The 13,032-nt window shown below is 59.0% G+C and carries 11 protein-coding genes and 2 pseudogenes; 3 read left to right on the top strand and 10 right to left on the bottom strand.

Annotation, left to right across the window (positions count from 1 at the left end; all coding sequences use genetic code 11):
• The first annotated feature begins 1 nt into the window (after position 1).
• Positions 2-1,230, top strand: a pseudogene (gene argJ, locus B4968_RS00065) (bifunctional glutamate N-acetyltransferase/amino-acid acetyltransferase ArgJ).
• Positions 1,227-1,625 carry a (deoxy)nucleoside triphosphate pyrophosphohydrolase gene (locus B4968_RS00060; protein ID WP_083095660.1) on the top strand — a complete coding sequence of 133 codons (399 nt, stop codon included), beginning with the start codon at positions 1,227-1,229 and terminating at the stop codon, positions 1,623-1,625. The pseudogene argJ and the gene B4968_RS00060 overlap by 4 nt, the downstream one beginning before the upstream one ends.
• A gap of 902 nt (positions 1,626-2,527) precedes the next feature.
• Here the strand turns inward: B4968_RS00060 and infB are convergent.
• The 6 genes from infB to pip form a co-directional block, all read right to left on the bottom strand.
• On the bottom strand, positions 2,528-5,038 hold the full coding sequence (infB, locus tag B4968_RS00055; protein ID WP_083095658.1) for a translation initiation factor IF-2: 2,511 nt from the start codon (positions 5,036-5,038) through the stop codon (positions 2,528-2,530).
• A gap of 8 nt (positions 5,039-5,046) precedes the next feature.
• A complete protein-coding gene (locus B4968_RS00050; RefSeq protein ID WP_083095656.1) occupies positions 5,047-5,667 on the bottom strand; it encodes an RNA-binding protein in 621 nt (206 codons plus the stop codon).
• Between the two features lie 31 nt (positions 5,668-5,698).
• Positions 5,699-7,324 carry a transcription termination factor NusA gene (nusA, locus tag B4968_RS00045; protein WP_083095654.1) on the bottom strand — a complete coding sequence of 542 codons (1,626 nt, stop codon included), beginning with the start codon at positions 7,322-7,324 and terminating at the stop codon, positions 5,699-5,701.
• Entirely contained in the window at positions 7,324-7,914 is a 591-nt protein-coding gene (rimP, locus tag B4968_RS00040; protein ID WP_083095653.1) for a ribosome maturation factor RimP, read from the bottom strand. Before rimP ends, nusA begins: the two co-directional genes overlap by 1 nt.
• A gap of 264 nt (positions 7,915-8,178) precedes the next feature.
• Positions 8,179-9,024: an ABC transporter substrate-binding protein gene (locus tag B4968_RS00035; protein WP_083095651.1), complete on the bottom strand. Its 846-nt coding sequence runs from the start codon at positions 9,022-9,024 to the stop codon at positions 8,179-8,181.
• Positions 9,021-10,001, bottom strand: coding sequence for a prolyl aminopeptidase (gene pip / locus B4968_RS00030; protein ID WP_083095650.1), 981 nt, complete (start codon positions 9,999-10,001; stop codon positions 9,021-9,023). The genes B4968_RS00035 and pip overlap by 4 nt, the downstream gene beginning before the upstream one ends.
• A 50-nt stretch (positions 10,002-10,051) precedes the next feature.
• On the opposite strand from pip, the pseudogene ubiG reads away from it, so the two are divergent.
• Positions 10,052-10,798, top strand: a pseudogene (ubiG, locus tag B4968_RS00025) (bifunctional 2-polyprenyl-6-hydroxyphenol methylase/3-demethylubiquinol 3-O-methyltransferase UbiG).
• Between the two features lie 405 nt (positions 10,799-11,203).
• Here the strand turns inward: ubiG and B4968_RS00020 are convergent.
• The 4 genes from B4968_RS00020 to B4968_RS00005 form a co-directional block, all read right to left on the bottom strand.
• On the bottom strand, positions 11,204-11,644 hold the full coding sequence (locus B4968_RS00020) for a MarR family winged helix-turn-helix transcriptional regulator (protein ID WP_083095649.1): 441 nt from the start codon (positions 11,642-11,644) through the stop codon (positions 11,204-11,206).
• Positions 11,644-12,474 (bottom strand): carbon-nitrogen hydrolase family protein, encoded by an 831-nt coding sequence (locus B4968_RS00015; RefSeq protein ID WP_083095647.1) that lies wholly within the window; start codon positions 12,472-12,474, stop codon positions 11,644-11,646. The genes B4968_RS00020 and B4968_RS00015 overlap by 1 nt, the downstream gene beginning before the upstream one ends.
• Before the next feature lie 74 nt (positions 12,475-12,548).
• Entirely contained in the window at positions 12,549-12,806 is a 258-nt protein-coding gene (gene grxC, locus B4968_RS00010; protein WP_083095645.1) for a glutaredoxin 3, read from the bottom strand.
• An 83-nt stretch (positions 12,807-12,889) separates the two neighbouring features.
• Positions 12,890-13,032 (bottom strand): ComF family protein (locus B4968_RS00005; RefSeq protein ID WP_277620900.1); only part of this gene is annotated, 143 nt, incomplete at its 5' end.

Below are 13,032 nucleotides of genomic sequence, written 5' to 3'. Positions count from 1 at the left end.
CATGAGCGACAGCCTGTCCCGCTCTCCGCTGGCCCCGAGTGCCTTTCCTCAGCTGCCCGTGATCAAGGGGCTGCGTCTCAGCGCGGGCGCTGCTGGTGTGAAATATCAGGGCAGAGACGACGTCATGCTCGCGGTGATGGCGCCCGGCACCACGGTCGCCGGCACCTTCACCCGCTCCAAGACCCGCTCGGCCCCGGTGCGCGACTGTCAGGAAAAACTAGGTGGAGACAGTTCGACTGGTGCAGCCATTCTGGTAAATTCCGGCAATTCCAATGCATTTACCGGTCACTACGGCCAGACCTCGGTTGCTGAAATCTGTTCCGCCGTTGCGGACATCACAGGCCTGCCCGAGGCGCGGATCTTTACCGCCTCAACCGGGGTCATTGGTGAACCCCTGCCCCATGACCGCATCATCTCGCAGATTGAAAGCCTGAACGCCGGGCTGAGCGAGACCGCCCTGGAGGCCGCCGCCAAGGCGATCATGACCCCACGGATACCTTTGCCAAGGGGGCCTCGGCCAAGATCACCATCGAGGGCGAGGTGGTCTCCATCGCAGGGATCGCCAAAGGGTCGGGGATGATCGCTCCGGACATGGCCACCATGCTGGTCTATATCTTCACCGATGCCAAAATACCTCAGGCGGCGCTGCAGGCCGAGCTGAGCCGCCTGTGCGATCTCAGCTTTAACTGCATCACCGTCGACAGCGACACCTCCACCTCGGACAGCCTGATGCTCTGTGCCACGGGCGCCTCTGGGGTTGAGGTCGCCGACAGCGCGGAATTCTCTCAGGCGCTCGAAGCCGTGATGCTGGATCTGGCGCATCAGGTGGTGCGGGACGGCGAAGGTGCCACCAAGTTTGTCGAAATTCAAATCACGGGTGCAGCCACCGATGCAGAGGCCAAGGTCCACGGGCTGGCCATTGCCAACTCTCCGCTGGTGAAAACAGCCATCGCAGGCGAAGATCCCAACTGGGGCCGTATTGTCATGGCGATTGGCAAATCCGGCGCCGAAGCCGACCGCGATTTGCTGTCGATCTCGTTTGGCGATGTTCTGGTCGCGGAAAAAGGCTGGGTGTCTCCCAGCTACCGCGAAGAAGACGGCGCTGCCCAAATGAGCCGCGATGAGATCACCATCAAGGTCGATCTGGGTTTGGCGGCTGGCAAATGCACCGTCTGGACCTGTGACCTTACCCATCAATATATCACCATAAACGCGGACTACCGTTCATGAAGGTTGTGCTGGTCTCTGCTGTCGCACTGATCGACGTGGAGGGGCGCGTGCTGCTGGCACAGCGCCCCGAAGGCAAATCCATGGCCGGCCTCTGGGAGTTTCCCGGTGGCAAGATTGAGGCCAGCGAGACCCCCGAGGCCGCCCTGGTGCGTGAGTTGCAAGAGGAGCTGGGTATCAACACCTGGTCGTCCTGTCTGGCGCCGCTCACCTTTGCCAGCCACAGCTACGATGATTTTCATCTGCTGATGCCGTTGTTCGCCTGCCGCAAATGGGAGGGGATCCCTGAAGCCCGTGAAGGGCAGCAGTTGAAATGGGTGCGCCCGCAAAATCTGCGCGACTACCCCATGCCCGCAGCTGACATCCCGCTGATCCCAATTTTGCGAGATTGGCTCTAGCACCGGTCCGTGCCAGTCGTTTCTCACGTCTGGCACGTGCCTCCGCCCTTACCTCCAGCCAATCAATCTGGAGCTCTCTCGTATGGAGAAAGGGTCTCTTGTTCTTCACCAGAAGTTGTGGCTGGCACTTTGTTTGCTACCAATTAATGCGGCCCAACATAGAGATCCTAAATAAAATTTACGTAAATTCCGCTCAAGTTTTCCGCCCAGAGAATCGGTGGAAACGTTTTGTTAACCATTTTGGCAAAAAGTGGGCAGAGCATTCGATTAGCAGTGCCAAGACCAAGAATACCTTCGTTTCTGAAGGATCTTAACCCCGCGCCGTTCTCCCTGCGGTGCCGAGGAAGGATCCCAAGGCAGTTTTATACAGGCAACACCTCGTCAGGCAGCGCTTTGCGTGTCGGCAATAAGGCCCACAAGGGGCCACCGCGCACCGCACTGCAAATTGTCAGACCACCACTCACTCACAGAACAGGGGCAGCCAATGGCTGCCCCATTTGAGTTTTCCAAGACGGTTTTGGACCTATGTCGGCGATTGTGACCGGTGATCCCACCTGAGACCCTACCAGCCTTCTTACCTCTGATCCCACCTGCAGAGCATTCTGAACACCCCAGCCTTTTGACAGCTCGCATGCACCAATGCGCCGTGCCCCCATACCAAGGGGCCTCTGTCCTTGGGGGCGCAAATCGCGCCAATATAGGGCTGTAGCAGATTGGGGTTCAGGACGAATGCGTCTCTCTCGCCCCCCAGCGGCCGGACCTGATGTCTGATCCCCCCGGGTCTCTCTCTGACCTGGCTGTTACACCAAAGTCCCTGAAGCGGCTCCCTCCCTAGTGGAGCCGCAAAAACGAAAAAGCCCCGGCAAAACTGCCGGGGCTTTTTTAGGTGATGTCCGGACTGATTAATCCAGATTACGTTCAACTTCCTGACGCTCAAAGATCTCGATGACATCGCCTGCGCGTATATCTTCGTAGTTCTCAAAGGCCATGCCGCATTCCTGACCGGACTGCACTTCGGGAACTTCGTCTTTGAAACGCTTCAGCGTCTTCAGTGTCCCCTCGTGGATAACCACGTTGTCCCGCAGCAGGCGCACGCCTGCCGAACGACGGGCAACACCTTCGGTGACCAGACAGCCGGCAACCTTGCCAACATGGGACACCTTGAAGACGTCTTTGATCTCAGCGTAACCGATGAAGGTTTCTTTGATCTCGGCACTGAGCAGGCCGGAAGCGGCCTTTTTCACGTCGTCGACCAGATCGTAGATCACCGAATAGTAACGGATCTCAACGCCCTTCTGGTTGGCTGTATTGCGCGCCGATGTATTGGCCCGCACGTTAAAGCCCATGACCGGTGCACCGGAGGCTTCGGCCAGAGCGATGTCCGTCTCGGTGATGGCGCCAACACCAGAGTGCAGAACCCGCACTCGTACTTCGTCGTTGCCGATTTTCTCCATCGCCTGAACGATAGCTTCGGCAGACCCCTGCACGTCGGCCTTGACCAGAATTGGCAACTCAGAGACGGTTTCGTCGTCTTTGGCCTTTTGCATCAGCTGTTCCAGGGTCGTCGCAGCACCGGCAGCGGCGCGCTTGTCCTTGGCCGCCTGAGCCCGGTATTCCGCGATCTCACGCGCCTGGGCTTCTGTCTCGGTCACGTTCAGCACATCGCCTGCTTCGGGGGTGCCGTTGAGACCAAGAACCTCGACAGGAACTGACGGGCCGGCTTCTGCAACGCGCTCGCCCTTGTCGTTGATCAGCGCACGGACCTTACCGTACTGCTCACCGACCACAAAGATATCGCCCTGACGCAGAGTACCATTCTGAACCAGAACCGTTGCAACCGGACCCCGGCCAACATCAAGCTGCGCTTCAATCACGGCACCTTGGGCGGCGCGATCCGGGTTCGCTTTCAGTTCCAGAATTTCCGACTGCAGCGCAATGGCTTCGAGCAGTTGATCAAGGCCCTGGCCTGTGACAGCCGAGACCTCAACATCCTGAACATCACCAGACATCGCTTCGACCACAACTTCGTGCTGCAGCAGATCTGTGCGCACTTTCATCGGGTCACCCGCCGGTTTGTCGATCTTGTTGATGGCAACAATCATCGGAACCTTCGCCGCTTTGGCGTGGGCGATGGCCTCGATGGTCTGAGGCATCACAGCGTCATCTGCCGCGACTACCAGAACCACAATATCCGTCACCTGAGCACCCCGTGAGCGCATGGAGGTAAAGGCGGCGTGGCCGGGTGTGTCAAGGAAGCTCAACACGGTGCCGTTGTCGGTGGTCACCTGATAGGCACCGATGTGCTGGGTGATGCCACCGGCCTCACCTGCAACAACACGCGCATCGCGGATCGCATCCAGCAGCGAGGTTTTACCGTGGTCAACGTGGCCCATGATGGTGATCACAGGGGGACGCGACTGCAGATCTTCGTCTTTGTCGGCCACAATGTTCAGCACATCTTCGACGTCAGCATCGGAAACCCGCACGACCTTATGGCCAAATTCTTCGATGATCAGTTCCGCTGTATCGGCGTCGATGGTCTGGTTCTGTGTGACCATCATGCCCATGTTCATCAGCGACTTCACCACAGCACCAACACGCTCGGACATCCGGTTGGCGAGCTCGGAAACCATAATGGCCTCGGGCAGCTGCACTTCGCGCAGAACCTTTTCACGCTCAACCGTGCCCATCGCCTTTTGGCGCGCGCGCTCTTGCTTACGCTTCATCGAGGCCATGGAACGGTGACGGTTGCCCGCACCCCCAGTTGCCTGACCCAGTGTCAGCTTACCGGACCGACGGCTGTCATCCCCAGTACGTGCTTTGTTACCTTTGCCACGCTCTTCGCGCTCGCGGTCGGACTTGCGCGGTGTCTGCGCAGGCGCCGGTTTCGAAGCAGGGTTGTTGCGTGGCGCCGCGGCTCCGGCAGGAGCTCCGCCAGCAGGTGCTGCCGCTTTGGCTGCGGGTTCGGCCGACCGTTTGGCGGCGTCCGCAGCTTCCTGCTTTTTGCGCGCTTCTTCTTCGGCCTTTTGACGGGCCTTTTCTTCGGCTTCGCGCTGCTCACGTTCCTTGGCTTCCGCCTCGGCACGCCGACGGGCCCGCTCTTCTTCGCGGGCTTTCTCTTCAGCTGCGCGCTTTTCCGCGTCTTCGACTTCGCGGGCCTTGGCAGCCTGCAGCGCCTTCAGGCGGCGGCTCATTTCCGCATCGGTAATCCCGGCAGGCCGACGTGATCCGTCAGTCGCAGGCGCGGCATTGCCGCCCTTATTGCCACCCGGCTTGGGCACCAGAACGCGTTTGCGTTTGGTTTCCACCACGACATTCTTGGTCCGCCCGTGGCTAAAGCTCTGTTTTACGTTCCCAGGCCGGGAACCGCCGCCACGCAGACCCAAGGTCTTTTTGCCGTCACTATCGCTCATAAAGCTCTTTATCCTTCTGTGCGGCCGCTGCCGCCCACCATTTCGCGCAAACCCTGCAACCGTTGCGCTTCGTCTACAACACGTTTGCTGAGTCCACCAGAGGCGAGCGCCGCATGTATCATAGTTTGACGCCCAAATGCCATCCCCAGCTCATCCGCTGTGAGGCACCCAATGAAATTTCCCCGATGCGGGGTACTCAATTTCGATTTGCCGCGACCTGATCCATCACTTGCCTGAATCAGGACCGAGGCATGTTCTTTACCTAGCCAATCCTTGACTTTTTCATATCCACCAACCGCATCGCCTGACTTTCGTGCCAGGCTCAGCAGATCCACAAGACGGCGCAGCGTCTGACGCTCCACCTCATTTGCCAGATCCTCGGGCACCGAAACCTGGGCTTTAAAACCACGCGAGAAGAGTTTTTTCTTCACCGCCAGATCCAGCGCCTCTCGGCTGGCCGTCACATAGACCCCGCGTCCCGGCAATTTGCCAAAGATATCGGGCACCACTTGAGAATCAGGTCCCATCACGAACCGGAGCAAACCCTGCTTGGGCTCACTCTCGCCGGTTGCGATGCACTTGCGCTCCGGACCATCTTCTCGAATTTTGCTGGCGCCTGCGCGACCCATGCTGTTCTTCTCCTCTTCGGAAACCCGGAGCTTACGCTCCGGTTTCCTCGTCGCCATCCTCGGCGAGATCGTCTGCTTCACCCTGGTCACCCAGCAGGTCATCCGGATCAACCCAGCCCAGCATGACCCGTGCGGTCATAACCATGGTCTGCGCCTCTTCAAGGGTCATACCAAAGGGCTCAAGAATACCGTCATCCTTGATGCGCTCACCATTGTTGTTGGTCCAGCCACCGGCCAGCTCCCAGTCAGCGCAGGTTGCAAAATCTTCCAGCGTCTTGATGTCGTCTTTGGCCAGAGCCTCGATCATCACCGGGGTCAGACCTTCAAACTGGATCAGGCTGTCCTCGGCGCCCAGCGCACGGGCGGCATCAATTGCGGCTTTTGCCTTGGCTTCCAGGTGATCACGGGCACGGGCCTGCAACTCGGCAGCCGTGCTGTCATCAACACCGTCGATGACCAAAAGCTCGTCCAGTTCAACATAGGCGACTTCTTCGAGGCTGGTAAAGCCCTCGGAAACCAGCAGCTGCGCGAAGAATTCGTCCAGATCCAGAGTTTCCATAAAGAGGCCGGTGCGGGCTTCGAATTCCTTCTGGCGACGCGACGATTCTTCTTCTTCGGTCATGATATCGATGTCGAGACCGGTCAGCTGCGAGGCCAGACGCACGTTCTGACCCCGGCGACCAATCGCCAGGCTCAGCTGCTCTTCGGGCACCACGACTTCGATTTTGCCGGCTTCTTCGTCCAGAACAACCTTGGAGACCTCGGCAGGCTGCAGAGCGTTCACCAGGAAGGTTGGCTGATCATCGTTCCAGGGGATGATGTCGATCTTTTCACCCTGCAACTCGTTGACCACGGCCTGCACTCGGCTGCCGCGCATACCCACACAGGCGCCAACCGGATCGATCGAGCCATCGTTAGAGATCACGGCGATCTTGGCACGTGAGCCGGGGTCACGGGCCACAGCTTTGATCTGGATGATGCCGTCATAGATTTCGGGCACTTCCATTTTGAACAGCTCTGACATGAACTCGGGCGCGGTCCGCGACAAAAAGATCTGCGGCCCACGGGGTTCGCGACGCACGTCCTTGATGTAGCAACGAATGCGATCATTAGGGCGATAGCTCTCGCGGCCGATCTTCTCGTTGCGGCGCAGAATGCCTTCGCCGGCGCCCACATCAACAATAACATTGCCGAATTCTTCGCGCTTGACCAAGCCATTGATGATGGTGCCGGCGCGGTCTTTGAACTCTTCGTACTGACGATCACGCTCAGCTTCACGCACCCGCTGCAAAATCACCTGCTTGGCAGACTGCGCCGCGATACGGCCCATTTCAACCGGAGGCACTTCTTCAACGTAGGTATCGCCCACTTTGGGGTCGGCCATATACGGTGTGGCCTGCTCAACGGTGAATTCCGACTGGTAGTTTTCCAGCGCGTCATCCTCAACAACCGAGCGCACACGGGTAAAGGTCGCCTTGCCGGTCTTGCGGTCAATCGACACGCGGATGTCCATCTCGCTGCCGTAACGGCTCTTGGCCGCCCGCGCGAGGCTTTCTTCCATCGCGTCAACAACCAAACCGGGGTCGATCATCTTTTCGCGCGCCACTGCTTCGGCAGTTTGCAACAGCTCTAGCTGGTTTGCAGAGGTGATAGCCATTACTTGTTCTCCCCTTCGGGCCCTTCGGCCTCGATCTCGTCGAATGCGTCTTCGTTCAAGGTGCCTGCAGCTTTACGCTGGCGCAGCATTTCCGTGATCAGATCATCGGTCAAAATCAGCTTGGCATCAGAGAGCCAGTCAAATTTCAGACCAATGGTAACGGTTTGGCCCTGATCTTCGATATTGATCAGAACCTCGTCTTCTTCGGTGCCGGCCAGCTCGCCCTTAAAGCGGCGACGTCCACCAACCAACTCATCTGTTTCCAGCTTGGCCTCGTAGCCCTCGAACATGTCAAAGTCCTTCAGCCGGGTCAGGGGCCGGTCGATACCAGGGCTGGAGACCTCCAGCGTGTAGGTATCGAGGATCGGACCCTCAACATCCAGCGTGGCGCTCACCGCACTGGAGATGACAGCGCAATCATCCACTTCGATACCGCCATCTGGCTTGTCAGCCATGATCTGCAGCGTGGTGGTTTTGCCGGACATCAGACGAATGCGCACCAGCTCATAACCAAGGTCCTCGATCACGGGGATCAGAATCTCGGCCAGGCGGCGGTCTATCGCGGCTTTGGCAATCAGGTCGTTGGTCATTAAGCTTCCCACAATCGGGTTGGCCACAATCGGGTTGGGCGTTGGATACGGTGCCTGGTAAGGGCACAAAAAAACGGGCGCGCGGCCCGTTGAACTAATCCGGTGGTGTCTTGAACCAGAGCTCAACACGCCGCTGTTGATCAGCCATATACGCCCCTGATTGCGAATCTGCAAGCCTTGTGTTGCGAACGCTCAACCCGCAACGGCCAAAGCCACACTTCCTCTCTCACAGAGGTCTGGAGACAGCGCCCGAAATGACCGCTGTCAGAGGCGCCACCAGCGTTCGGCAATCCGGCCATCATCCAGCGCCGACTGCTGGCTGACGATCCGGGGCATGCCAACATCGGCGCGAAAGGCCAGCGCCATATCCTCGGCAGATGGGTGATAGAGAAATCCGCCGCGTTTCAGCAGCTCTTTTGGTTGCGGCAGGGCTGCGACATCCACAAAGCCATCGCGCAGGGCCTCGGCACGGACAGCGGCATCGGGAATGACAATAACCTCAAGGCTGTCGACCCAGCCTGCCTGCCCCTCTTTATAGTGACCAGAGACCCTGGTGGCACGAAAGTGCCGCCCCTCCTGGGCGCGCTCGAGCTTATAACAGCCTGTTCCCACCAGCTGCGCCAGCGGCAGATCCCCCTGTCCCTGTGACGCGATGACATAATCAGACCCGGCCAAACGATACGGCAAATGCGGATTGGGCTGCGTCAGGTGAACCGCCACCTGATGCGGCGCAAGGGCTGTAACCGCAACAGAGCCAACACCCGGAATCTCCAGATCTGCCAGCGCGGCAACCACATCTGTCGCCAGCAAGGGACTGCCATCGTGAAACAGCACATCGCGGCGCAGATCAAAGAGCCAGGTCCGGGCATTGCCCGGGCTGTGCCAGGCCGTCGCCAGCTCTGCGCGCAGCAAGCCATCCGGCGCGATCTCGGTCAGACAGTCCAACATGGCGCCGCGCGCCACCTGATCCAACAGGCCACTTTCACGCGGCAAGGCCAGACGCAGAACCCCGCCAGCCCGCGGCGAGGCGGCCAGAGACGTGCCAGTCGCCGCCAGCAGGGCAGCAGCGGCACCAGAGGTAAACAGGGCGCGACGGTCGATACGGGTCAAGGCAGCAGTTCCTCGGCAATGCGGTCCATGGCCAGCACCAGCTCTGCGCTGATTCCCGGCTCTGACAGAGCATGCCCTGCATTGCGCACCATGATCAATTCCGCATTTGGCCACAGCTCGCTGAGCTTCCAGGCCGAGACCGGCGGGCAAATCATATCATAGCGACCCTGCACGATGGTGCCGGGGATATGTGAGATACGGCCCATATTAGCCAGGATCTGCCCATCAAAATCCAGAAATCCACGGTTGATGAAATAGTGATTCTCCCGCCGGGCAAAGGCACGGGCATAGTCTCCGGGGCTTTCGACCGAGGGGCCATTGGAATGGATCGAGGCCAGTGCATTCTCCCAGGCAGACCAGCTGCGACCCAGGCGGATCTCTTCCCCGGGATCGCCTGAAAACAGACGTTTGTTGTAGGCCGCGATGATATCGCCGCGCTCAGCATCGGGAATCGGTGCGACAAATCTTGCCCAGGGCTCTGGCCAGAACCGCCCGGCGCCGCCGCCGTAAAACCAGTCCAGCTCGGCCTGGGTCATCAGAAAAACGCCGCGTAATATGAGCTGCATAACCCGCTCGGGATGGGTCTGGGCGTAGATCAACGCCAGCGTCGCCCCCCAGCTGCCACCAAAAACCAGCCAGCGGTCGATCTCCAGCTGCCTGCGGATCTCTTCCATATCGGCAATCAGATGCCAGGTGGTGTTGTCCTTGCAGGAGGCATGCGGCTGCGAGCGGCCACAGCCACGCTGGTAAAACAGAATCACCCGATAGATTTTGGGGTCAAAATACCGCCGCATCGCCGGGCTGCTGCCGCCGCCAGGGCCGCCATGACAGACCACCACCGGGATGCCGCGCGGGTTTCCCGATTGCTCAACATATACTTTGTGGCCTTGCCCCACTTCGAGCATCCGTTGATCAAAAGTATCAAGCGGGGGATAAAGATAGTGCACTGCGCGCTTTTGATCCGAGAATTTGTCCATTACTGACCTAGATGAAACCATTGAGTACAAAAGAACATACGGAGACAGGAATGCAAGCGCCTCAATCCACAGTCGATCCGGCTGAAATCGCAAAATTCGAAGCTATGGCAGCCGAGTGGTGGGATCCCAAACGGTAAGTTCAAGCCTCTGCACATGCTGAATCCCTGCCGCCTGGACTATATCACCAGCCAGATTGCGGCTGAGTTTGACCGCGACCTGACCCAGCCCGAGCCCTTCAAAGGCCTGCGACTGCTGGATATGGGTTGCGGCGGCGGGCTTTTGTGTGAGCCCATGTCCCGGCTGGGCGCGACAGTGATCGGGGCCGATGCCGCGGCGGGCAACCTGCCCGTGGCGCGGCTGCATGCAGAGCAGACCGGTTTGACGATTGATTATCGCCACACCACCGCCGAGGACATGGCCGCAGCGGGCGAGCAGTTCGACGTGGTGCTCAATATGGAAGTGGTCGAACATGTGGCGGATCCCCTCAGCTATCTCACCGCCACCCGGCAGCTGCTGAAACCTGGCGGGCTGGAAATCTGCTCGACCATCAACCGCAATCCCAAAAGCTATGCCATGGCGATCTTTGGCGCCAGGTGGTGATGCGCTGTCTGCCGCGTGGCACCCATGAATGGCACAAATTCATCACGCCGGATGAGCTGTTTGAGCTGCTGCAGAAAGCCGGGCTGACGCCGGTGGACCGCAAGGGATTTGTGTTTAATCCCCTGAGCTGGAACTGGTCTATCTCGGACCGGGATCTGTCGGTCAACTATGTCACCGCGAGCACAAAGCCGGCGTAACCCTGCGCTTGCCTTGAGGCCCAAACTTCTAGACGTCCAGTCGCCCAGGCCACAGTACATTCCTATCCTTTTGAGTAGGAAGCCATTCTTTTGCGGCCTTGGGTCTGATGGTCTGTCTTGATATGTTGAGGATAGAAAATAGTTTTTCAGATCCGGTCATTGCTCCAAACACTGGCCGAACCACTCGCCAAAATACTGGCCAAAAGACTACCAGAACCACCACTCACACCTGGCAAGAATGCCAAAGGTCAAATTCCCCCTACCATCCCTTGCCGGCTGTTGTTTTTTCGGCACCACTATTTGTTGCGTTTACTGAGGGATAAGAGGGAAAAGAAAAAGGGTGCCAGCGATGGTGCCCTTTTTTGATTTGTCGCTTTTACTGGCCAAAAAACCAGCGAGCCCTGTTCAGGCGGTGGTTTCCAGCTTGACCCGCAGCTCGCGCAGGATGGGCAACGTCGCGCGCACCCGGTCGCCGCCAAGGTCGCTCACCACCTCTGAGATCAGCGGGACAAGGCTGGCCAGCGCAGCGTCGCGGGCCTTACGTCCTGCCGGGCTGATCGCCCCCATCTTGCGGCGCGCGTCATCCCAGTCGGGTCGAATATGCACATATCCCGCCACTTCGAGCTTGCTCAAGGTATTGGTCATCGCCCCACGCGTCACATGAAACGCCTTGGCCAATTGCGCCGGAGAGCGTTCAACCCCGGTGCGGGTCAGGTGATTGAGCACCGAAAAATGCGACAGCTCCATCCCCTTGGGCAAGGCCTTGCCCAGACGCGCCCGTGCCAGCTGATCCGCCATAAGGATCTCGCTGAACAGCGATACCGCCAAAGAATGGGATTCTTCCATCAGGGTCCGTCAAACTTTCGATCATGGCTCAGGGCAGGAACGCGCCTGCGTGCTTCTGCCACTTTTTCCATGTCAAAATCAACGTAAGTAATGCCCGGCGCCGTGCCGGCATCCGCCAAAATCTCTCCCCAGGGGGCAACCACCAGCGTGTGACCATAGGTTTTACGTTGCGCGCCACGGCTTGTTTTATGCGTCCCCGTCTGCGCTGCAGCCAGCACATAACAGCCGGTTTCAATGGCGCGCGCCTGCAACAAGGCATGCCAATGTGCCGCACCCGTCACCGGTGAAAAAGCCGCAGGTGCGATCAGGATTTCCGCCCCGGCCCTGGCCAGAGCACGGTGCAGATGCGGAAACCTCAGATCATAACAGATGGTCAGCCCCAGGGTGGCAAAGGGCGTTTTGGCAACAACAGCCCGGTCTCCGGGCCGGTAGCCATCGGATTCGCGAAAGGTCTCTTCCGGCGTCACCTCCACAACAAACATGTGGATCTTGTCATAGCGCGCTTTGACATCGCCCTGCGGCGATATCAGGAACTGCCGATTGGCAAACCGGCCATCGGGATCATCGGTCTTGACGCCAAAAGAGCCGATCGACAGCCAGATCCCCAGCTGCACAGCCGTCTGACACAGGGCTGCCAGATTGGGATCCTCCGCCTCGTGCCACAAGACCTCTTGCTGATGCGCCCGGCTCAGCGAGACACAGTTTGTCACCTCCGGTGTCAGCACAAAGCCCGCACCATTGGCAACTGCCTCAGGGATCAGGCGCTGCAGCAGCTCCAGATTGTCGCTTGGGCAATCGCTTGAGGTGATCTGCAACAGAGCGGCGCGCATCAGATTTTCCTTTTGCTATGCAAGGCTCTCTCAAGCGCCGCAGTTTCTGGCCCCTGATTTCAGGCCCCCCAGTTTCAGGCCGCGAGCAATGCGTCCAGCTTCCCGGCCTGTTCCAGAGCATACAGCTCGTCACAGCCGCCGACATGAGTCTCGCCGATAAAAATCTGCGGCACAGTATAGCCCCCATTGGCGCGCTGGATCATTTCCTTCTTGCGGCCGGGGTTGGCCAGCACGTTGACCTCTGAAAACTCCACGCCTTTTTGGGTCAGCAGGCGTTTGGCAGCGTGGCAAAAACCGCAGAGCGGCGATGTATAGAGTTCGACCGTTTTCATACTGGTCTCCATGTGTCTGTATGGGTTGGTTCTGCGACATATGGGGCGGCATTGCAATCATTGCCAGAGGCGGCCCCACATGCTCACGCCCGTGTGCCCCGCGCCAGAACCGCGATCCGTCCATCCGCACCCCCTGCCGCGCGGCAGGCATCAGCGCAGGCGGTCAGGGTCGCACCAGAGGTCATCACATCATCCACCAGCAAAACCACCCGCCCCTGCATCAGAG

It is taken from the genome of Pseudophaeobacter leonis, from assembly GCF_002087335.1.
GTDB classification, from domain to species: domain Bacteria; phylum Pseudomonadota; class Alphaproteobacteria; order Rhodobacterales; family Rhodobacteraceae; genus Pseudophaeobacter; species Pseudophaeobacter leonis.
The sequence above is the reverse complement of the archived record's forward strand: the minus strand, read 5'-3'. Positions and strand labels throughout refer to the sequence as shown.

Excerpts from the sequence above, each read along its gene's own strand:
- B4968_RS00015 (WP_083095647.1), bottom strand. The coding sequence starts at position 12,474 with ATGCGCGCCGCTCTGTTGCAGATCACCTCAAGCGATTGCCCAAGCGAC.
- B4968_RS00060 (WP_083095660.1), top strand. The coding sequence starts at position 1,227 with ATGAAGGTTGTGCTGGTCTCTGCTGTCGCACTGATCGACGTGGAGGGG.
- B4968_RS00020 (WP_083095649.1), bottom strand. The coding sequence starts at position 11,644 with ATGGAAGAATCCCATTCTTTGGCGGTATCGCTGTTCAGCGAGATCCTT.
- pip (WP_083095650.1), bottom strand. The coding sequence starts at position 10,001 with ATGGACAAATTCTCGGATCAAAAGCGCGCAGTGCACTATCTTTATCCC.
- grxC (WP_083095645.1), bottom strand. The coding sequence starts at position 12,806 with ATGAAAACGGTCGAACTCTATACATCGCCGCTCTGCGGTTTTTGCCAC.
- infB (WP_083095658.1), bottom strand. The coding sequence starts at position 5,038 with ATGAGCGATAGTGACGGCAAAAAGACCTTGGGTCTGCGTGGCGGCGGT.
- nusA (WP_083095654.1), bottom strand. The coding sequence starts at position 7,324 with ATGGCTATCACCTCTGCAAACCAGCTAGAGCTGTTGCAAACTGCCGAA.
- rimP (WP_083095653.1), bottom strand. The coding sequence starts at position 7,914 with ATGACCAACGACCTGATTGCCAAAGCCGCGATAGACCGCCGCCTGGCC.
- B4968_RS00050 (WP_083095656.1), bottom strand. The coding sequence starts at position 5,667 with ATGGGTCGCGCAGGCGCCAGCAAAATTCGAGAAGATGGTCCGGAGCGC.